The following is a 19,028-nucleotide window of genomic DNA, read 5'->3' as shown; positions in this document are numbered from 1 at the left end:
ACACGATTGGCGCGCCGAAGGTGAGGAGCCGATGGTCGATCCTGCAGTCGTCACACACGAATTCGCCGTTCTCGGCCGTCAGGCGGCACAGGGCCTCTAAGAGGAAAGCGCTCCGCACATACGCCCGATCCTCTCTGAAACGGTCAAACACACATAGCGGGCGCACCGTGCGATTGGCGAACGCATGCAGGGCTGTGCATCGGAATTGCGTTCGATCGTTCAGAAGCTCCAGCGCGGCGGGAAGTCCCCATTGTGTCCGTGATCTCGATCTCGCGCAGCGAGGCGCGGATGGTGTTGGTGCGGTCGGACGCCACCTGGACGTCGATGTCCTGCGGCAGCTGCGCGCAGGCGCGCATTGAACGCCAGAAGCTGGTCCTCGAACGGAATCTCAGTCGGCGCCATAGGATGCCAGGCTATTCACCGAAGATTTCCGGATCGCGTCGCCCGCATCTCGCTCGCTGCCATCCTTGAAACCCCTGACGGCTTCGGTGCATTCGTCGGTGACGAGCATGCCAAACTCACGCAGGCGCATGGGCAGTGCGTCCCCAGGCTTGATCAGCATCGCTGCCGAAGCGCTATATTTTCTGATCTGGCGGTATCCCCGGTTCGTCACAAACTGTCACACGTCGTTCAGCTTCAAACTTCTTGCTGAATGTCCCGGTTCGACACCCACGGATGTTCCGATCGCTGCCCGCCACCCAGGCATCGCGCTGTCAGGCATCGAATGGGGCGCCGCCAGCGAGAAAGGTTGAATAGCGCGAGGACTGGCCCCGCCAGAACGCCGCGGGCCATGGTGCGAGCGCCAGCAACTGATTCAAATAGGAATTGACGAGAGGCACTTCACGAGCCAAGGAGTCGAAAAAGTCCGTATCGCGCTTAAAGGACTCAGAAGTTGCATGCATGGAAAGTCTCCTGTTGTGAGAAGTGATGCTACGCAAGCTCTTGGACGCTGCTTTGATGTAGCTCAAAGCACGTTTCTAGTTGCTCACGAGAGTTCGCCAGTGCGCCAACCGCGAGCGCGAGTCGACGATTCACCAACGCTCAGCGCCTGCCACAGTTCATCAAGGCTGTAAGGCTTGACAAGCACCGCGAACTCACCGCTCCCCGCTCCGACGTCGCTTCCGGATTGCCTGTCGTCAGAACGATAGGCAATCCATGTCGTCGACGCCTGATCTCGCGGGCCAGTTCCAGACCGCCCAGACCGCCCGGGAGCATCACGTCCGCGAGGACGATGTCGATGTCTCGCGCGTTGGCCAGCGCCCCCAGGGCAGCGGTCGAACTGGCCGCGTGGAGGATCGTGAAACCCAGTTCGCTGAGCATCTCGCGTGTCAACGCCGCTACTTCGACGTCATCTTCCACCAACAGCACTTGGCCGCGGCCAAGCGCCTTCCTGGGATCGGCTGCTCCGCTGGCGGCATCGACCGCCACCACGGGTCGCTGCAGGGAGCGCGGCAAGAGCAAGGTGATGACGGTGCCCACGCCGACGCGGCTGTCGAGGGTGAGCTGGCCTCCTGACTGCTGCACGAATCCATACACCTGCGGCAAGCCCAAGCCCAAGCCCGAGCCTTTGCCGACGTCCTTCGTCGTGAAGAAGGGCTCGAACACATGGGACTGGACTTCGGGGGACATGCCGCAGCCTTTGTCCTCCACCGATAGCCGAACGAAATTTGCGAAACCGCCATCCTCGCCCACTTCGGATACGTTGTTCGCGGTGATCCTGATCGCGCCACCAACGGGCATGGCATCCCGCGCATTCACGCACAGGTTCAGTATGGCCAACTCCAGTTCTCCTGCATCGACCTCGACCGGCCAAAGGTCAGGGGCGAGTTCCATCTCGACTGCGATGTCACCGCGCAGAGATCTCGTCACCAGGTCGCGCGTGAGCGCCAGGTGCGCAGCCAGGTCGATCGTCTCAAGATTGGGCGTGCGTCTGCGTGAGAAGGACAGGAGCTGGCGCGTCAATCCGCTTCCGCGTGCGACGGCACGGCGCATGCTGGCATATACCCGCTGCCGCTGCTCTGCGGATACATCGCGTTCTAGCACTTGAAGACCATTGGCAAAGACGGCAAGCAGGTTGTTAAAGTCGTGAGCGACGCCGCCCGTCAATTGGCCGAGCGATTCCATTTTTTGCGACTGCCGAAGCATGTCCTGAGCCAGGCGTAGCCGCTCTTGGTCCCGGACGCGTTCGGTGACGTCATAGACAAATTGGTACGCCCCTATCTGTTGCCCGTCGGCACCCAGCAAGATGTTGTAGCGCATCTCGTAGGACCGGCGATCCCGGTCAGGATCGCCGAACTCCGCAATCTCTACGAACTCCTCACCCGCAAGGGCCCGCGACCACACAGCCCTGATTGCCGCCTGATGATCCGGTTGCGATGCGAGCAACTCGAGCATGCTGGATCCGACGCGGGGCCGTACGCCGAATATGCGTTCGAACTCGTTGGCCGCCGCTTGGTTGATCGCGAGCCAGCGGTACTCGAGATCGGCCACCTGGACAAAGGCGTTCATGCCTTCGACGATGTCGGCCAGGAGCTTGCGCTCGGCCAGCGACGCGCTCACACGCCGTTCAAGCGTCTCGTTGAGTTCGCGAAGCGCGCGTTCGGCCAGTACCCGGCCGGTGCTTTCCGAGACGGCGCAGAACATGCCGGCGACCTTGCCGCTGTCGTCATGCACGGGCGAATAGGAGAACGTGAACCAAGTCTGTTCGTCGTAGCCTTTGCGGTTCATCACCAGCGGCAGGTCTTCGTGAAAACTGGCATTTCCGCTCATGGCCGCATCGATCAGCGGAGCGATGTCCGTCCAGATTTCTGTCCAGATGTCCTTGAAGCGCCGGCCCAGCGCCGCCGGATGTTTCGCTCCCAGGATCTCGGCGTAGGAATCGTTGTAGATGAAGCCAAGTTCCTCACCCCAGGCGACAAACATGGGGAACTGGGACTGCAAAAGCAGGTCGACGACCGTGCGCAATGCTTGAGGCCACTGTTCCGGTTGCCCGAGAGGCGAATCGGACCAGTCGTGACTACGCATCAGGGCGCCCATGCGTCCGCCGCCTCGAGGGAAGTGCGTGTCTAGGACGGCGTGTGTACTCATAGGTCGGATGGAGACGAAACGCCAAGCATATTTGCGAGACACGGCGTCTGGCCCCTCCATGAGGGAGGGGGATGAGCAAGGGCTGAATTCGCGGGACGTCTCCGACATCAGGGAACACAACTTCAACGAGCATGCGCGCCAAAAAGACCTCCCCATGGGATCTGGGCGCTCGGTTCCGACTCAGCCTCGCTGGCCCTCTTCAGCCCAGGCCGCGGCCCATAAAAACAGCGAAACTATCACCAGGAAAGCTGAATCGGGCTTGAACGGGGGCCATGCAATCGACGGCGTCACGAAGCCGGCCAACCCCTTGAGCCATTGCACTTCGGCGTGCACAATGCTTTGACTAGGCAACTGCAGAGGTAGTGAACATGGACAAGCGATCGTTCCTGGCCACGGTACTTCTGGCCGCTTTCGCAACGGGGTGTACTACCACCTCAAAGACCGGGGCTGACCCGGCGGCGAAGCGAGCCAGCATCGATGCGTCGGTCGATGCCGCACTTTCCAAGCTCTACGCTCAGGCCCCGGGCTCGCGCGAAATGACGGGCAAGGCGAAGGGCGTGCTGGTGTTTCCGGCGGTGGTTTCGGCCGGGCTGGGGGTGGGCGGCTCCTACGGGCAGGGCGCATTGCGCGTGGGTGGCAAGACCGATAGCTACTACAGCACCACGGCGGCATCGGTCGGCTTGCTGGCCGGGGCGGACTCCAAGGCGGTCTTCGTGCTCTTCATGACTCAGGAATCGCTGGACAAGTTCCGCACGAGCAGGGGCTGGACGGCGGGCGCGGATGCTTCGGTCACCATGCTGAAGATTGGCGCTTCGGCTGCAGTCGATACGCAGACCATGCAGCAACCCGTCGTGGGATATGCGCTCAGCAACGCGGGCCTGATGGCCAACCTCAGTCTCGACGGCACCAAGGTCAACAAGCTCGACTTTTGATTCGCCCAAGACGGCTCTCTCCGTCGCTCGGTCATGGGCGGAACCAGCTATTTCCTACTACCAGATACACCGCCGTGGTGCCTGGGCTGCGAGCCACGTCGATGCCCACATCCAGACCGAACTTGCGTGCCAGCTCGTAGCGAAAGCCGAAGCCGCCGCTGCCCACGTTCTGCGTGGCGGAAAAATTCTCGCCGGTGGTGCGTGTTGTCCCACCCCCGCCGAACAAGACACCGCTCCAGCGGCCAAAGAAGCGCCAACGCCCCTCCACTTCGAGGGAGGCCACCTGGTCGCCCTGGTAGCGCATCGCGGGGACGCCACGCAGTTGGACGAACGGCCGCAAGAAGAAGGGGGTGCCGTCGGACGACCAGGCATAGCTTCCCCGCACGCCCAACGTGACGCCACGTGCCAATGGCTGCCAGCCCATCACGATCTGCTGGAAGCGCTCGAAGTCATCGGTCGAGCCCAAGGCCTCGCGGGATGCCAGCCAGGACGTTTCGGCATAGATTCCGCGCGTGGGCGTGAAGATGTTGTCCCGCGTGTCGTACTCGAGGATGGCGGTCGGCGCGGAGATCTTGATGCGGGCACTGTCGGCGAGACCGGCGGGCTGAGGCTCCTCGCGCAGCTTCGGGTCGACGTCGGCAAAGACGTAGCGCATGCCGATCGCCCACGGCGACTTGGGTGCAAGCTGCCAATTGACCTGTGCGACGGCGCCTGCGAACTGCAGCGAGTAGCGCACCTTCTGGTCCAACGATGGCAGTCCGGGGCCCAGGCCGTAGAAGTCGAGGTTGACCTGTCCGGTCGCGGCGCCGAACAGGGTGCGCAGGCGCCCGTCCATCCAGCGGCTGGCGTCCCCCGCGAACGCACCCTTCGTCCCGTTCTCGGTGGCGAACGCCCCGATGGCCGAGATGTCGGGGCGCGACCAACCTTCCTCACCCGCTTCCTTGCGTGGCCGCAGGAACATGCCGGCGGCGCCGCCGCCATAGCCGACGGCCGGCTCCGTCACGACGATCGGGATCGGCAGGAAACCGCGGGGATTCTCGAGGAAGCTGCTCAGGTCGAAGGCGCCATCCTCGGGATCGAAGAACCGTTCGCGGCCTCGTGGGGCGGGCTCTTTCATGGTCTCTGAAGTGAACGCACCCTCAGCGCGCAAAGGTTCGGGCGAGGCCTGGGCGCTGACGTCCGTCGAAGCGACCATGGCAAGCGCAGAAAGCAGGGCGTGCGGCAGCAAACGCATCGTTGAATGTCCAGACGGGGTGTGTAAACTTCGCGACGAATCCCCATTAGGGGCCTCCAGGCGCCGCCAGATCAGCGGGCTGATGCTCCGCAGCACTGCGCGCAGCTGCAGGACCTCCTGCCCGGAAGACACCCCAGTTTCCATTCCCGAAGCTTACTTTGCTGCACTGCACACCCCCAGGAAATGGATGCTCTCCATTCCGCGGTTTCCTCCATGGAGGCTTGTCCAACATCTGCCCTCAGGCCGTTGGCGCGCTCAACGGTGTCAGGCCGCACGGGCAGGTATCGGACAACCCTAAACCCCTCCGGTCATTCGCCTTCGATCGCTCAACGGCAGGAAGCAAGACGGAAGCAGTCGTTGGCTCAACCGAAAGGCAATCAGCGCCCAGCGCAGGCAGCTATTGGAAAGGGGTGGGAGCCACGCATCCGCCGAGCCTCGAGGTCCACGCAGACGACATGAGAAGGAATCAAATGTGCCGAGGGGCGTTTCCGCAAGGTTGACAGCGCCAGATCTTCCACTAAGAATCGGCTCGCATCTCGGCTTTCGTCTCGACGTTGCCGCGTCGTGAAGGAGATCTGTGGAAACATCGAATGAGCCTTACACCAAGGGACAAGAGCTGAGGAGCTTCCTGTTCCTTTCCGTCGTGATGGCGCCCGTGCTCGCGGGCATCATCGTCGCAGGTTGGGGCTTCCTGGTCTGGATGTACCAGATATTTGCTGGCCCGCCTGGCAGCTGAGCGATCGTGCATGCCTTGCAGCGCCCATGCCCCCCTGTTAAAAGGAAGCCACAGTGCCTGAAGAAGTGCATATCAGCAGCCTCGTGGTACATGCCGTCCCCAAGCGCTTGCAGCGCGTCGAGGAAACCATCGCCATAATGCCCGGCGCACGCGTGCATGGCAGCTCCCCCAACGGAAAACTCGTGGTCACGCTCGACGCCGACAGCGCTGACGAAATGCTGTCGCGGATCGGCGAGATCCAGCGTACCGATGGTGTGTTGTCGGCTGCGTTGGTCTACCAGTTCTCCGACACGGTCGAAGCGATGGACGAGGAGATCCCGGATGCCCATTGACAGACGGGACTTCATTCGCCAGACGGCCGCTGCCACCGCCGGTGCGATTGCCGGCATTCCGCTGCCTGGCAATGCGCAGACGCCGCCGATGGATGCAGGTTTCGATACGGCAACCGGGCTCAAGTGGTCGAAGGCACCTTGTCGTTTTTGCGGGACCGGTTGCGGCGTGACCGTGGCCGTGAAGGACAACCGCGTGGTCGCGACGCATGGCGACCCGCAGGCGGAAGTGAACCGCGGGCTCAATTGCGTCAAGGGCTATTTCCTGTCGAAGATCATGTATGGCGAGGACCGCCTGCTGATGCCGCTGCTGCGCATGAAGGACGGCCAGTACGCGAAGGATGGCGAGTTCAAGACCGTCTCGTGGGAGCAGGCCTTCGACGTGATGGCCGCGCAGTTCAAGCGCGTCTTGAAGGAGAAGGGGCCTACCGCAGTGGGCATGTTCGGCTCGGGGCAGTGGACGGTGTGGGAGGGCTATGCGGGCCTCAAGCTGATGAAGGCAGGATTCCGCTCGAACAACCTCGACCCCAACGCACGCCACTGCATGGCCTCGGCCGCGGTGGGATTCATGCGTACTTTCGGCATGGATGAGCCGATGGGCTGCTATGACGACATCGAAGCCGCCGATGCCTTCGTGCTCTGGGGCTCGAACATGGCCGAGATGCACCCCGTCTTGTGGACGCGCGTGACCGATCGGCGCCTGAGCGGGCACAACGTGAAGGTGGCGGTGCTGTCGACCTTCGAGCACCGCTCGTACGAGCTGGCCGACATCGAGCTCACCTTCACGCCGCAGTCGGACCTGGCAATCCTCAACTACATCGCCCACTACATCATCAAGACCAACCGCGTCAACCGCGAGTTCGTCGACAAGCACACCTCGTTCCGGCTCGGCAACGCCGACATCGGCTACGGGCTGCGTCCGGAGCATCCGCTGCAGAAGGCCGCGAAGAGTGCGAGCGACGCCGGTGGGTCGAAACAGATCACCTTCGACGATTTCGCCAAGTTCGTGTCAACCTATGACCTGGAGTACACGGCGAAGATCAGTGGTGTTCCGAAGAACCGGCTGGAGGCGCTGGCGGAGTTGTATGCCGACCCGAAGGTCAAGGTCATGTCGTTCTGGACCATGGGGTTCAATCAACACACGCGCGGCGTGTGGTGCAACAACATGGTCTACAACATCCACTTGCTGACCGGCAAGATTTCGACACCCGGCAACAGCCCGTTCTCACTGACGGGCCAGCCCTCCGCCTGCGGCACGGCCCGCGAGGTGGGCACCTTTGCCCACCGCCTGCCGGCCGATATGGTGGTGACCAACCCCAAGCACCGCGCCCATGCCGAAGAGATCTGGAAGCTGCCAGAAGGCACTATCCCCGGAATTCCAGGCTATCACGCCGTGCTACAGAACCGCATGCTCAAGGACGGCAAGCTCAACGCCTACTGGGTCATGGTCAACAACAACATGCAGGCGGGCGCGAACCTGATGCAGGAGGGCTATCCGGGGTATCGCAATCCGGACAACTTCGTCGTGGTGTCGGACGTCTATCCCACGGTGACAGCGCTGGCGGCCGACCTCATCCTGCCCGCCGCAATGTGGGTCGAGAAGGAGGGAGCCTACGGGAACGCCGAGCGCCGCACGCATTTCTGGCACCAGCTCGTCACGGCGCCCGGCGAAGCGAAATCTGACCTGTGGCAGCTGATGGAGTTCTCCAAGCGCTTCAAGATTGAGGAAGTGTGGCCCGAGGACTTGATCGCGAAGAAGCCCGAGTACCGCGGCAAGACGCTGTACGAAGTGCTGTTCCGCAACGGCCAGGTCGACAAGTTCCCGACGTCCGAAATGGAAGCCGGCTACGACAACGCCGAGGCCAAGGAGGCCGGCTTCTACGTGCAGAAGGGTCTGTTCGAGGAGTACGCCAGCTTCGGTCGCGGCCATGGCCACGATCTGGCACCCTTCGACACGTACCACAAGGTTCGCGGCCTGCGCTGGCCGGTGGTAGACGGCAAGGAGACCTTGTGGCGCTATCGCGAAGGTTCCGACCCGTATGTGAAGGCGGGCACTGGCTACCAGTTCTACGGCTATCCCGACGGCAAGGCGCTCATCTTCGCGCTGCCCTACGAGCCGCCACCGGAAATGCCCGACAAGGAGTTCCCGTTCTGGCTCTCGACCGGGCGCGTCCTCGAACACTGGCACTCGGGATCCATGACACGCCGCGTGCCCGAACTGCACAAGGCCGTGCCGCATGCCGTGTGCTACATGCATCCGGACGACGCCGCGGCACTCGGCGTGCGCCGCGGCATCGAGGTGCAGATCAGCTCGCGGCGGGGGAGCATGCGAACGCGCGTGGAAACGCGCGGGCGCAACAAGCCTCCTCGTGGCCTGGTCTTCGTGCCTTGGTTCGATGCGAGCCAGTTGATCAATAAGGTCACGCTGGACGCGACTGACCCCATCTCGTTCCAGACGGACTTCAAGAAGTGTGCCGTAAAAATCACCAAGGTGTGAGATGAAGCGCGTCCTTCACCACCTCTTGTCGCTGATGTTCGGCCTGCTTTGCGGGCTGACCGGCGCGCAGCCTTCCACCCCACTGGTGGATGCAGCGCGAGGGCCGGTGCCGGTGCCGGACTTCACCGCGCCACCGCTGCTGGGCAATGCCGTGAACGACGACCAGCGGCGCCCGCGCAACTACGACATGCAGCCGCCGACCATTCCACACCGCGTGGACGGCTACCAGATTGACAAGAACTTCAACAAGTGCCTCGATTGCCATGCGCGCAGCAAGACAGAGTTCTCGCAAGCCATTCCGGTCAGCGCCACGCACTACATTGACCGCGCTGGCAAGGTGCTGCCGCAGATTTCGACGCGGCGCTATTTCTGCATGCAATGCCATATCGCGCAGGATCCAGTCTTGCCGCTGGTGAACAATGGCTTCGAGAACGCTGAGCAGATGGCGAAGAAGGCCGCAGCGGCTGCGGCACAGGCCGGCAAGAAGTAGAAGCAGCGAGACGCCCCATATGATCGAACGCCTCAAGCGCTACTGGACCATCATCCGCCGGCCGAGCGTGCACTTCAGCCTGGGCTTCCTGACGCTCGGCGGCTTCATCGGCGGCATCATCTTCTGGGGTGCCTTCAATACGGCGATGGAAATCACCAATACCGAGAAGTTCTGCACCGGGTGCCACGAGATGCGCGACAACGTGTTCGCCGAACTCAAGACCACGATCCATTACACCAACCGCTCGGGCGTCCGTGCCATCTGCTCCAACTGCCATGTGCCGCACGACTGGACCGACAAGATGGCCCGCAAGATGCAGGCATCCAAGGAAGTGTGGGGCAAGGTCTTTGGCACCATCAACACGCAGGAAAAGTTTCGCGACAAGCGGCTCGAACTGGCGCAGCACGAATGGGCGCGGTTTAAGGCCAACGATTCGCTCGAATGCCGCAATTGCCATAACTACGAATACATGGACTTCACGCGACAGAGCGTTCGAGCTCAGAACATGCATTCGACTTACTTGGCCAACAAGGAGAAGACCTGCATTGACTGCCACAAGGGGATTGCGCATCAGCTACCGCATATCCCGCCCGGCGCGGCGCCGACCGACACGCCCGGCCAGATCGTGCCGAAGGAAGGTGATGAGGCACTGGCACCGCCCCCCGTACCCGACTCCGCGGCACCGGGTGCCGCCCGGACGGGTGGCTGAGCTGTTGCAGCAGGGTCTTTTAGTCCGCGACCTCGAGTGCACGCGGGCAGGGCGCGTTCTCTTCGGCGGCCTCGGATTCGACGCCGCGCCCGGCGACGTGGTGCAGGTGCGCGGAGCCAACGGCAGCGGCAAGAGCAGCCTGCTGCGGCTGCTGTGCGGCTTGTTGCAACCCACTCGCGGCGAGGTGCATTGGCGCGACCGTTGCGTCGATCCGCGCGACCCGGGGTTTGCCGGCGCGGTGGCGTACTTGGGGCACGCCGGCAGCGTGAGCGGTGAACTCACAGTGATGGAGAACCTGCGCTTTTCGCTCTATGTCGCGGGCAGCCGCAGCGCCGATGCACAGTGCCGCGAGGTGCTGCAGCGCCTGCGGCTCGGCGACCGCGAGAACGAGCAGGTCCGCCATCTTTCGCAGGGTCAGCAACGCCGGCTGGGCTTGGCGCGCATCGTCCTGAGCCGCCGGCCGCTTTGGCTGCTCGATGAGCCCTGCGCCGGCCTGGACATCGAGGGTGAGGAATGCTTCGACTCGTTCCTGGCCGACCATGCACGTAGCGGTGGCGTGGCCGTAGTGACGACCCACCGCGACATTGGTCGCGAAGGCCCTTGCGCACACTCTCTCAACATGGACACACTCAGCAATGCTTGCAGCCTCGATACCTATCATCGGTCGTGAAGTGCGCCTGGCGTCGCGCCGGCCGATGGACGCCCTCAGCGCACTGCTTTTCTTTGTCGTGGTTGGCAGCGTGTTTCCGCTGGCCGTCGGCCCCGATGCTGCGATGCTCACGGCCATCGGCCCCGGTGTCGTGTGGGTCGCTGCGTTGCTGGCCGTGATGATTTCGCTGCACCGCCTGTTCCTGCCCGACTTGGAAGACGGCACGCTCGAGCAACTGCTGCTGTCGCCGCGTTCGCTGACGGGCATCGTCTGGGTCCGCATCGTGGGGCACTGGCTCATCAGTTGCCTGCCGTTGGTGGCCGTCGCGCCGGTTTTGGGGCTGCAGTTCGGGCTGTCGGCACACGCGACCGGCGTGCTGCTGGTGTCGCTTTTGCTCGGGACGCCAACGCTGGTGCTGCTTGGCGCGCTGGGCGCGGCGCTCACGCTGGGGCTGCGCGGCAATGTGCTGCTGGCGCTGATCGTGTTGCCGCTGTGCGTGCCGGTGTTGATCTTCGGCAGCGGCGCCGTCACGGCCACGCAACAGGGCTTTCCCGCGAGCCCGCACCTGTCGCTGCTGGGGGCCTCCCTGCTCGTGACGGCGTTGCTGTGCCCCTGGGCGGTCGGTGCGGCCTTGCGGCTGGCCGTCGAATGAGCAGTCGCGTCATGGACTCGCTTCGACGCATCGAATCATCCGCGCTGGCGCCGGCGTTAGCGTTGCGCGGCACGTGGCGGCGCTTTGCTTCGCCAGCGGTGTTCCATGGCTGGGCCGGGCGCGCGGTACCGTGGTTCGCGATACTGGCCGGCGTGCTGGCTGTCGCAGGGTCGACCATCGGCTTTCTGGTCGCGCCAACCGACCACCAGCAGGGCGAGGTCTACCGCATCATTTTCATCCACGTCCCTGCGGCATGGATGTCGATGTTCATCTACCTCGTGGCGGCGTTTCACGCGGCGATGGGCTTGATTTTCAACACGCGGCTGTCTGCGCTCATGGCCCGGGCACTGGCACCGACGGGTGCTCTCTTTACCGGCATCGCGTTGTGGACTGGCGCCGTGTGGGGCAAGCCGACGTGGGGCACGTGGTGGGTGTGGGACGCGCGGCTTACCTCGGAGCTGATCCTGCTATTCCTCTATCTCGGGTACCTCGCCCTTGTGTCTGCCATCGACGACCCGCGCCGAGCCGACCGCGGCGGCGCCATCCTGCTGCTGGCCGGGGTGGTCAACATCCCGATCATCTATTTCTCGGTGCAGTGGTGGAACACCTTGCACCAGGGCGCATCGGTCAGCTTGACAGCGGCGCCTGCGATGGCGCACACCATGCTGGCCGGCATGCTGTTGATGGCGGGCGCGTGCTGGGCGTATTCGGCGGCGGTCGCACTGGCGCGCGTACGCTGCCTGATCGACGAGCGCGAGGCATTGGCGAGGCGACGATGAACGGCGGCGACCATTCCTACTTCATCCTCGCCGCGTATGGCGTGACGCTGGTACTGCTTGCCGCCGAGGTGTGGATGCTGGTGCGGCGCCACCGCGCGCTGGTCGGGCGGGCACCGTTGCCGGGGTCGCGAGATGAAGCCTAGGCACCGACGCATCGCAATCATCGGTGGCGGACTGCTGGTACTGGCTCTGGCGACGCTGCTGGTGCTCAACGCGCTGCGTTCCAATCTCGTGTTCTTCTTCAGCCCGAGCCAGGTCTCGGCCAACGAAGCGCCGCGCAACAGCGCGTTTCGCATCGGTGGGCTGGTGGAGGGCGGCTCGGTGCAGCGTGGGAGCGACGGGTTGACCGTGCGCTTCGTCGTCACTGATCTCGCACAGCGCGTGCCGGTGAGCTATCGCGGCTTGTTGCCGGACCTCTTCCGCGAGGGTAAGGGCGTGGTGGTGGCAGGGCGGCTGCGTGCCGACGGCTCGTTCGAAGCCACGCAGGTGCTAGCCAAGCACGACGAAAACTACATGCCGCCCGAAGCGGCTGCAGCCCTGGAGAAGGCACGGCAGGCGCACACGGCGCCCACACTGGAAGCACATCCATGATCCCCGAGATCGGCGTCTTCAGCCTTGTGCTTGCGCTGCTCATCGCGGTGCTGCAGGGCAGCTTGCCGCTGGCCGGCGCGCACTGGGGTGTGGCCGGCTGGATTCGGCTCGCGCGCCCGGCCGCGCTCGGTCAGTTCGTCTTCGCGTCCATCGCGTTCGCGTGCCTTGCATGGAGCTTTCTCGACAACGATTTCTCGGTGCTCTATGTGGCGTCCAACTCGCATGGCGACCTGCCCGCCGTGTACCGCTTCGCGGCGGTGTGGGGAGGGCACGAAGGATCGATGTTGCTGTGGCTGTGCTTGCTGACCGCATGGACGCTGGCCGTCGCATTGTTTAGCCGCCAACTGCCCGAGGCCTACGTGGCGCGCGTACTGGCCGTCATGGCATGGCTGAGCGTCGGCTTCCTGCTGTTCCTGCTGTTCTTGTCGAACCCGTTCGCGCGCCTGATGCCCCCTGCGCTGGAAGGGCGCGACCTGAACCCGTTGCTGCAAGACCCTGGCATGGTGGTGCACCCGCCCATCCTCTATATGGGCTATGTGGGCTTCTCGGTGGCGTTTGCCTTTGCCATCGGGGCGCTGCTGTCGGGCGAGCTCAATGCGGCCTGGGCGCGCTGGTCGCGGCCGTGGACGGTGGCCGCCTGGATGTTCCTCACGCTCGGCATCCTGCTGGGCAGTGCCTGGGCCTACTACGTGCTCGGTTGGGGCGGTTGGTGGTTCTGGGACCCGGTGGAAAACGCGTCGTTCATGCCTTGGCTCGTGGGCACGGCGCTGATCCATTCGCTGGCAGTCACTGAAAAGCGCGGGGCGTTCCGCAGTTGGACGGTTTTGCTCGCCATCTGCACGTTCTCGCTGAGTCTGCTGGGGACCTTCCTGGTCCGCTCGGGGGTGCTGACTTCGGTTCACGCGTTCGCGGTTGATCCTGGGCGTGGGCTGTTCATCCTGGCCTTCATGGTGACGGTGGTGGGTGGCTCGCTGCTGCTGTTCGGCTGGCGCGCACCGCGCATCGGCCTGGGTGGTCGCTTCGCGCTGCTGTCACGTGAGTCGCTGCTGCTGGCCAACAACGTCGTGCTGACGGTCGCGGCTACGGCGGTGTTGATCGGCACGTTGTATCCCCTCGCGCTCGACGTACTCACCGGTCAGAAGATTTCCGTGGGGCCGCCGTATTTCGAGGCGGTGTTCGTGCCGATCATGGTCCCAGCAATCTTCCTGATGGGCGTCGGGCCGGTGGCGCGCTGGAAGCAAGCGTCGCTGCCCGAACTGGCGGGCCGCCTTCGCTGGGCGCTGGCGGCCAGCGGCGTGGCCGCGTTGCTGTTGCCGCTGGGGCTGCCCGCCGATCGACGCGCGTGGTCGCCGCTGTCCACCTTTGCACTGCTACTGGCCGCGTGGGCCGTTGCCAGCGCCATGCTGCATGCGTGGCAGCGCCTCGCCAGCGTAAAGGGCGGCTGGCTCGAACGCGCCCGTCGGCAGCCGCGCGGCTGGTACGGCATGCTGGTCGCGCATGCGGGCATCGGCGTGTTCATCTTTGGCGCGACGATGGCCAATGGCTTCGAAAGCAAGCAGGAGTTGAAGCTGCAAGTGGGCGACAACGTCACGATGGCCGGCTACGCGTTTCGCCTCCAGGGCATCGCGCCGAGCAAGGGCCCCAACTTCGAGGCGCTACGCGCCACAGTGCTCGTGACCCGCAATGGCGCAGTGGAGGCCACGCTGCATCCGGAGAAACGCATCTATCGGGCGCAGCAGATGCCGCTGAGCCAAGCGTCGCTCGATGTCGGCGTGACGCGAGACCTCTTCGTGGCGTTGGGTGAGCCGGCTGGAGAGCAAGCGTGGACCCTGCGGCTCCACGTCAAGCCGTTCATGGCGTGGGTCTGGGTGGGCTGCCTGCTGATGGCCTTCGGCGGCTTGCTCGCGGCGAGCGATCGCCGGTATCGCCTGGGCGTTGCCGCTCGCCGCACGGCAGGCATTGGGGGCGCGGCTGTGGGCGGTGCGGTGGCGTTCGGGCGGCAGGAGGGCCTCTGATGCGCTTCAAGCTGCCCTTCGCGATCTTCATCGTGCTGGCCATCGTGCTGGCCTTCGGGCTGACGCGCGATCCGAAAGTGCTGCCTTCGGCATTGATTGACAAGCCCGCGCCCGCCATCGATCTGCCGCTGTTGCATGACTCGCAGCAGACCTTCAAGGTCGACAGCCTGCGCGGGCAGGTCTGGCTGCTGAACGTGTGGGCGTCGTGGTGCGCACCGTGCCGCGACGAGTTGCCGGTGCTGATGGAACTTGCCGGCAAGGACGGCGTGGCGATCTTTGGGCTCAACTACAAGGACAAGAGCGACGCGGCGCGCAGTTGGCTGCAACGTTACGGCAACCCCTATCGCGGCTCGGCCGTGGACATCGACGGCCGCATCGGAATCGACTACGGGGTGTACGGCGTGCCCGAGACCTTCGTGATCGACCGCGCGGGCCGCATTCGCTACAAGCATCCGGGGCCGATCACTGCCGAAATCTGGCAGGCGCGCCTGCTGCCGGTGGTGCGGAGCCTGCAATGAGCCGTTGGTTTGCTCTGATGTTGTGCGCGGCGTTGTGCGGTGTGGCTGCGGCAACCTCCATCGAGGAAAGGGAAGCGAATCTCTCGGCCAGTTTGCGCTGCCTGGTGTGCCAGAACCAGACGCTGGCCGAATCGAATGCGCCACTGGCTTCCGACATGCGCCAGCAGATCCGTGAGCAACTCGCTCAGGGCAAGAGCGAGCAGCAGATCAGGGCTTTTTTCGAGCAGCGCTATGGCGCCTTCGTACGCTACGACCCGCCTTTCACGGCGTCGACGTGGCTGCTGTGGATAGGGCCCTTCGCGCTACTGGGCGTCGGGTTCGTGGCGATGTGGCGTCTGGTGTCGCGGCGCAATCGCTATGAGCCCGCGCCGCTGACGCCGGCCGAGCAGGCGCGCGCTGCGTCGTTGCTGAACGGAGATGCACCATGACGGGCCTGTGGCTCGCCGCTGTAGCGCTGCTGGTTGTAGCGCTGTTGTTTGTGATACCTCCATTGCTCCGGGAATCAGCGACGAAGGCGGTGGCGTCGGCAGACCTTGCGCGCCGCCTCTACGCCGACCAACTGGCGCAGCTCGAGAAGGATTTCAACGCGAACGTGCTGAGTGCGCAGGATCGCGCGCAGGCTATAGACGACTTGCAACGACAGGCGCTGGAAGAGTCGTCGCAAGCGCGTTTGCAGGCCGCACTTCCGGCCAGGCCGTGGATGGGTTGGGGCGTCGCCGGAGTCCTGAGCCTCGGCTTGCCGGCAGCGGCACTCGTGCTCTACCTCCACGTGGGCAACCCGATCGCCATGGCGACGCAGGTACTGTCCGCGCAGCAGGCCGATTCGCACGAGAACGCAGGCACCGAAATGGAGGGCATGGTCAGCCGGCTCGCCTTGCGGCTGCGAACGCAACCCGACGATGTCGAAGGCTGGATCGTGCTGGCCCGGTCCTACGAGGTCCTGCAGCGCTATGACGACGCGGTGGTGGCCTACCAAAAGGCGGTGGCGCTCGCTCCCAACCAGCCGCAGTTGCTTGCCGACTATGCCGACGCGTTGGGTTCGGCCCGCGATGGCGACCTGACCGGCCCGGCGCAGGCGGCCATAGACGCTGCATTGGCGATCGATGCGAACCATCCCAAGGCGTTGGCGCTCGCCGGCATGGCCGCCTTCAAGCGCGGAGATGTCGCGGCGGCAGGACAGCATTGGAAGCGGGTCCTCGAGCTGCTTCCGACCGACTCCGATGCCGCAGTGAAGATAGCGGGCGATCTGGCGCGTTTGGGTGTACAGCAGGATGTCACGCCACGCGCCGAGCCGACGGCCCAACCCATTTTCAAGCGGGTCGGCGGCACCGTTTCCATCGCAACGCCCTTGCTTGAAAAGGTCTCGCCGCAGGACACCGTCTTCGTGCTGGCCCGCGCACCCTCGACCGGGCGCATGCCGGTTGCCGTGCTGCGATTGCAGGCGAAGGACCTGCCGGCGAAATTCGTGCTCGACGACAGCTTGGCGATGTCGCCCGATCTGCCGATCTCGCGCTTCGATATGTTGACGGTGGAAGTGCGAGTGACGCGTTCCGGCCAAGCGGCTCCGCAGTCCGGTGACCTGACTGGAACGGCTGCGCAGGTCACGCTTGGGAAAGAAGACCTAGTTCTGCTCGCGGACAAGATGATTCCGTGATCTCTTCTTAAGACAACGGGGCTCACTTTCCGTTCTCAATTGAGGCCGGCGCCCGCCGATGTTGATCCGTGATCCAAGCCTGGACCGCCGATCAGATTGGCCGCCGAAGACTTGATGGGGCCTTCGATTTTTTGGGGTGGGCGAGGCATACGTTGACGAGTTCACCCTTGACAAGCACGAACGCCTGCTTTTTGCAGGAGAGGTCATTCCTGGCGGAGATGCGAAGACCCGCTTCTATGAGGACTGGTTTGTCAAGGCATGCCCGGTCATGGCGGGACCTGCTGACGGCAACCTATAGGGGAGCCGACGGTGTACGACATCCATGGTGATCCGAGGTCGGGGACTCTTTGAGGTCCGAGTAGGCACTCGAACAAGCTTCTATCCGTGCGGGACGTTGGAGTCCGACACCACATGCAGCATGCGCGCCAGATGCGCTGGCAATCCCCGATTACCGACGCGCCCCTTCTATAAGAACGGTTGCCGTATGGCGACCCACGGGTCTTACGGGCGCGTCGACCTTTGATCATGATGTTGGCGTTGTGTTGGTTGTTCGGTGTGTCCAATGTTCGCTCAGGCGTGAGCTGTGGTCACCTTCAGGCGAGCACCCGCCGGGATCTCGCCGTCCTGTAGATAGCGCCATAGTGCGATGGCCAATCGCCGTGCCAAGGCCACGATGCCCACGCGACGCATGCGCTTTCCCGCACCGGCGAAGCGCCGGTTGAACCACTGCGCCAGCGCGCTGCCGGGCTGTAGGCGTACCCAGCTCCAAGCCAGTTCCACCAGCAAGCCTCGCACTCGCCTGTTCCCGGCCTTGCTGATGCCTTGCTCAATCTCGCTGCTGCCACTGGCATACGGCGTGGGCACCAAGCCTAGGCTGCCTGCGAGTTCGCGCCGGTTGGCGAAGTGACGCCAGCCGAACACTTCCTTCACAAGGACCCAGGCGCCCTTGGGTCCGATCGCACGCAGTCGTGTGAGGTGCGCGACGAGCGGCTGCTTACCCTCGGCCAACTCCTTGCAGCGCGCAGCTTCGACCATGCGGACTTGCTCCCTGACCAACTTCAGGCGCGCTCCCTCTCGCTCGATCTCTGCACGCAATTGCGACGGCACCTGATCGCGATGACGGTCCCACCACCCTAGCCAATCGCGTCCCCCAATGACGATCCCCGGCCGCAGGTTGTGCAGCACCAGCAGCGATCCGATGCGGTTCGTGTGCGCGATGCGCTCCTGCGTCAGGCGTTGCAGTTCGCGATGCACACGGCGCGCGTCTTCGTCCTCGGGGCTCGGTTCGCGCAGCACCGACCAGACGTGCTCACCCGCGTGGTGGCGAACGAGCATGGCCAATAGCTTGTCCGCATCGAGCCGGTCGGTCTTGGCTCTCCGTGCGCGTCGGTTGACCTCGATGCTTGCCGCGTCGACCACGATGTTGTCGACACCTAAGTCGCTCAACCAGCGATGCAGCCACCAACCGTCACGCCCAGCCTCGTAGCAGCTGTGAACCTGCGCCCTGGCGCCCGTGTGCAGCCGCGCAGCGGCCTTGACGATGCAATCAGCCACGGCAGCTGTATCGCCGGCAGCGACTGTGTAGCGACTCACGCAGCGCCGGCTATCAGCGATGCTCATCTGCCAACGCTTGTCGCCGAGTTCGAAGCTCATGTACAGATCGCCGCCCACGGCCGTATCCTTATCGCGTAGGACTGTTCGGGTCGTCGTCATTTCCATACTCCTTTGCAACAGAGAATCGGAAATACGGTTCTAGCTCGTTGAGCCGATTTGGCCAGTCCTACATAGCATCTACAAGGGCTTGGCGAAGAACGAGGCGCAGCTGTTCAGCCTGTGCGGGCTGGCCAATCTGGCCATCGCCAAGAGGTCGCTGCTGGTCACTCATGCCCGGGGTGCGTCTTGAGCACCGAAAGTGGCCTCGAAAGAGGCGAAAAACGCCCGGCGGACAGACCTCACGGCGCGACGTTGACCGGAATCGCAACCGCATCGCGTCGTGATGTCCTCAGTTCCGACGACGTCGTTCATTGATCAGATGGTATGGGCGCCTCCCTCCTACTACTGCTAGGCACGACACCTCGGCAGTGTCAGAGTGAGCGTCCCACCGTCAACATCGAATGGAGGCCATCATGGAACGAACCGTCATTGCCGTCGACATT

20 protein-coding genes and 1 pseudogene are annotated in these 19,028 nt (G+C 63.9%); 16 read left to right on the top strand and 5 right to left on the bottom strand.

Annotated elements, in window-relative coordinates; genetic code table 11:
- Window positions 1-388 precede the first annotated feature (388 nt).
- The 3 genes from AC1DF3_RS35110 to AC1DF3_RS35100 form a co-directional block, all read right to left on the bottom strand.
- A complete protein-coding gene (locus tag AC1DF3_RS35110) occupies window positions 389-562 on the bottom strand; it encodes a hypothetical protein (RefSeq protein WP_478142526.1) in 174 nt (57 codons plus the stop codon).
- A 151-nt stretch (window positions 563-713) separates the two neighbouring features.
- Window positions 714-968, bottom strand: coding sequence for a hypothetical protein (locus AC1DF3_RS35105; RefSeq protein WP_478142525.1), 255 nt, complete (start codon window positions 966-968; stop codon window positions 714-716).
- 73 nt (window positions 969-1,041) lie between these two features.
- A complete protein-coding gene (locus tag AC1DF3_RS35100; RefSeq protein WP_478142524.1) occupies window positions 1,042-3,036 on the bottom strand; it encodes a PAS domain-containing protein in 1,995 nt (664 codons plus the stop codon).
- Window positions 3,037-3,455: 419 nt separating this feature from the next.
- Between AC1DF3_RS35100 and AC1DF3_RS35095 the strand changes: the two genes are divergently transcribed.
- Window positions 3,456-4,019: a BPSL1445 family SYLF domain-containing lipoprotein gene (locus AC1DF3_RS35095; RefSeq protein WP_286510601.1), complete on the top strand. Its 564-nt coding sequence runs from the start codon at window positions 3,456-3,458 to the stop codon at window positions 4,017-4,019.
- A 31-nt stretch (window positions 4,020-4,050) separates the two neighbouring features.
- Here the strand turns inward: AC1DF3_RS35095 and AC1DF3_RS35090 are convergent, their stop codons facing one another.
- Complete coding sequence (locus AC1DF3_RS35090; protein WP_301816376.1) at window positions 4,051-5,253, bottom strand: BamA/TamA family outer membrane protein; 1,203 nt, start codon at window positions 5,251-5,253, stop codon at window positions 4,051-4,053.
- Window positions 5,254-5,830: 577 nt separating this feature from the next.
- Here AC1DF3_RS35090 and napE point away from each other — a divergent pair.
- Genes napE through ccmI form a run of 14 tightly spaced genes read left to right on the top strand, consistent with a single transcriptional unit; the run spans window position 5,831 to window position 16,872 of the window.
- Window positions 5,831-5,989 carry a periplasmic nitrate reductase, NapE protein gene (gene napE / locus AC1DF3_RS35085; RefSeq protein WP_301816377.1) on the top strand — a complete coding sequence of 53 codons (159 nt, stop codon included), beginning with the start codon at window positions 5,831-5,833 and terminating at the stop codon, window positions 5,987-5,989.
- 53 nt (window positions 5,990-6,042) lie between these two features.
- Entirely contained in the window at window positions 6,043-6,321 is a 279-nt protein-coding gene (locus tag AC1DF3_RS35080; protein WP_301816378.1) for a chaperone NapD, read from the top strand.
- Entirely contained in the window at window positions 6,311-8,815 is a 2,505-nt protein-coding gene (gene napA / locus AC1DF3_RS35075) for a periplasmic nitrate reductase subunit alpha (RefSeq protein ID WP_301816379.1), read from the top strand. The genes AC1DF3_RS35080 and napA overlap by 11 nt, the downstream gene beginning before the upstream one ends.
- 1 nt (window position 8,816) lies before the next feature.
- Window positions 8,817-9,305, top strand: a complete 489-nt coding sequence (locus AC1DF3_RS35070; protein ID WP_478142523.1) for a nitrate reductase cytochrome c-type subunit — start codon at window positions 8,817-8,819, stop codon at window positions 9,303-9,305.
- A gap of 19 nt (window positions 9,306-9,324) precedes the next feature.
- Window positions 9,325-10,014 carry a cytochrome c3 family protein gene (locus AC1DF3_RS35065; RefSeq protein WP_301816380.1) on the top strand — a complete coding sequence of 230 codons (690 nt, stop codon included), beginning with the start codon at window positions 9,325-9,327 and terminating at the stop codon, window positions 10,012-10,014.
- Window positions 10,007-10,684 (top strand): cytochrome c biogenesis heme-transporting ATPase CcmA, encoded by a 678-nt coding sequence (gene ccmA, locus AC1DF3_RS35060; protein WP_478142522.1) that lies wholly within the window; start codon window positions 10,007-10,009, stop codon window positions 10,682-10,684. Before AC1DF3_RS35065 ends, ccmA begins: the two co-directional genes overlap by 8 nt.
- Window positions 10,650-11,315, top strand: a complete 666-nt coding sequence (gene ccmB, locus AC1DF3_RS35055; RefSeq protein WP_478142521.1) for a heme exporter protein CcmB — start codon at window positions 10,650-10,652, stop codon at window positions 11,313-11,315. The genes ccmA and ccmB overlap by 35 nt, the downstream gene beginning before the upstream one ends.
- Window positions 11,316-11,326: 11 nt before the next feature.
- Window positions 11,327-12,094: a heme ABC transporter permease CcmC gene (gene ccmC, locus AC1DF3_RS35050; RefSeq protein ID WP_478142520.1), complete on the top strand. Its 768-nt coding sequence runs from the start codon at window positions 11,327-11,329 to the stop codon at window positions 12,092-12,094.
- On the top strand, window positions 12,091-12,237 hold the full coding sequence (ccmD, locus tag AC1DF3_RS35045) for a heme exporter protein CcmD (RefSeq protein ID WP_478142519.1): 147 nt from the start codon (window positions 12,091-12,093) through the stop codon (window positions 12,235-12,237). Before ccmC ends, ccmD begins: the two co-directional genes overlap by 4 nt.
- Complete coding sequence (gene ccmE / locus AC1DF3_RS35040) at window positions 12,227-12,685, top strand: cytochrome c maturation protein CcmE (RefSeq protein WP_478142518.1); 459 nt, start codon at window positions 12,227-12,229, stop codon at window positions 12,683-12,685. The genes ccmD and ccmE overlap by 11 nt, the downstream gene beginning before the upstream one ends.
- Window positions 12,682-14,700, top strand: coding sequence for a heme lyase CcmF/NrfE family subunit (locus AC1DF3_RS35035; protein ID WP_301816386.1), 2,019 nt, complete (start codon window positions 12,682-12,684; stop codon window positions 14,698-14,700). Before ccmE ends, AC1DF3_RS35035 begins: the two co-directional genes overlap by 4 nt.
- Entirely contained in the window at window positions 14,697-15,218 is a 522-nt protein-coding gene (locus tag AC1DF3_RS35030) for a DsbE family thiol:disulfide interchange protein (protein WP_301816393.1), read from the top strand. Before AC1DF3_RS35035 ends, AC1DF3_RS35030 begins: the two co-directional genes overlap by 4 nt.
- The gene (locus AC1DF3_RS35025) at window positions 15,215-15,646 is read left to right on the top strand and encodes a cytochrome c-type biogenesis protein (protein ID WP_301816387.1); all 432 of its coding nucleotides are present in this window, start codon (window positions 15,215-15,217) and stop codon (window positions 15,644-15,646) included. Before AC1DF3_RS35030 ends, AC1DF3_RS35025 begins: the two co-directional genes overlap by 4 nt.
- Window positions 15,643-16,872, top strand: coding sequence for a c-type cytochrome biogenesis protein CcmI (gene ccmI, locus AC1DF3_RS35020; protein ID WP_301816388.1), 1,230 nt, complete (start codon window positions 15,643-15,645; stop codon window positions 16,870-16,872). The genes AC1DF3_RS35025 and ccmI overlap by 4 nt, the downstream gene beginning before the upstream one ends.
- A gap of 570 nt (window positions 16,873-17,442) precedes the next feature.
- Here the strand turns inward: ccmI and AC1DF3_RS35015 are convergent.
- Window positions 17,443-18,585 carry an IS110 family RNA-guided transposase gene (locus AC1DF3_RS35015; RefSeq protein ID WP_478142517.1) on the bottom strand — a complete coding sequence of 381 codons (1,143 nt, stop codon included), beginning with the start codon at window positions 18,583-18,585 and terminating at the stop codon, window positions 17,443-17,445.
- 79 nt (window positions 18,586-18,664) lie between these two features.
- Here AC1DF3_RS35015 and AC1DF3_RS35010 point away from each other — a divergent pair.
- Window positions 18,665-18,775 (top strand): annotated as a pseudogene (locus tag AC1DF3_RS35010) (IS5/IS1182 family transposase); the annotation flags it as partial.
- Between the last annotated feature and the right edge of the window lie 253 nt (window positions 18,776-19,028).

The organism is Variovorax sp. 10N432, from assembly GCF_056394465.1.
Note: the sequence above shows the minus strand (reverse complement) of the source record. Positions and strands in the feature narration are given on the sequence as shown.

What these genes read in the sequence shown, in the direction of transcription:
- AC1DF3_RS35110 (WP_478142526.1), bottom strand. Translation starts at nt 562, where the DNA reads ATGCTGATCAAGCCTGGGGACGCACTGCCCATGCGCCTGCGTGAGTTT.
- AC1DF3_RS35100 (WP_478142524.1), bottom strand. Translation starts at nt 3,036, where the DNA reads ATGGGCGCCCTGATGCGTAGTCACGACTGGTCCGATTCGCCTCTCGGG.
- AC1DF3_RS35095 (WP_286510601.1), top strand. Translation starts at nt 3,456, where the DNA reads ATGGACAAGCGATCGTTCCTGGCCACGGTACTTCTGGCCGCTTTCGCA.
- AC1DF3_RS35090 (WP_301816376.1), bottom strand. Translation starts at nt 5,253, where the DNA reads ATGCGTTTGCTGCCGCACGCCCTGCTTTCTGCGCTTGCCATGGTCGCT.
- napA (WP_301816379.1), top strand. Translation starts at nt 6,311, where the DNA reads ATGCCCATTGACAGACGGGACTTCATTCGCCAGACGGCCGCTGCCACC.
- AC1DF3_RS35070 (WP_478142523.1), top strand. Translation starts at nt 8,817, where the DNA reads ATGAAGCGCGTCCTTCACCACCTCTTGTCGCTGATGTTCGGCCTGCTT.
- AC1DF3_RS35065 (WP_301816380.1), top strand. Translation starts at nt 9,325, where the DNA reads ATGATCGAACGCCTCAAGCGCTACTGGACCATCATCCGCCGGCCGAGC.
- ccmB (WP_478142521.1), top strand. Translation starts at nt 10,650, where the DNA reads ATGCTTGCAGCCTCGATACCTATCATCGGTCGTGAAGTGCGCCTGGCG.
- ccmC (WP_478142520.1), top strand. Translation starts at nt 11,327, where the DNA reads ATGGACTCGCTTCGACGCATCGAATCATCCGCGCTGGCGCCGGCGTTA.
- ccmD (WP_478142519.1), top strand. Translation starts at nt 12,091, where the DNA reads ATGAACGGCGGCGACCATTCCTACTTCATCCTCGCCGCGTATGGCGTG.
- ccmE (WP_478142518.1), top strand. Translation starts at nt 12,227, where the DNA reads ATGAAGCCTAGGCACCGACGCATCGCAATCATCGGTGGCGGACTGCTG.
- AC1DF3_RS35035 (WP_301816386.1), top strand. Translation starts at nt 12,682, where the DNA reads ATGATCCCCGAGATCGGCGTCTTCAGCCTTGTGCTTGCGCTGCTCATC.
- AC1DF3_RS35025 (WP_301816387.1), top strand. Translation starts at nt 15,215, where the DNA reads ATGAGCCGTTGGTTTGCTCTGATGTTGTGCGCGGCGTTGTGCGGTGTG.
- ccmI (WP_301816388.1), top strand. Translation starts at nt 15,643, where the DNA reads ATGACGGGCCTGTGGCTCGCCGCTGTAGCGCTGCTGGTTGTAGCGCTG.
- AC1DF3_RS35015 (WP_478142517.1), bottom strand. Translation starts at nt 18,585, where the DNA reads ATGACGACGACCCGAACAGTCCTACGCGATAAGGATACGGCCGTGGGC.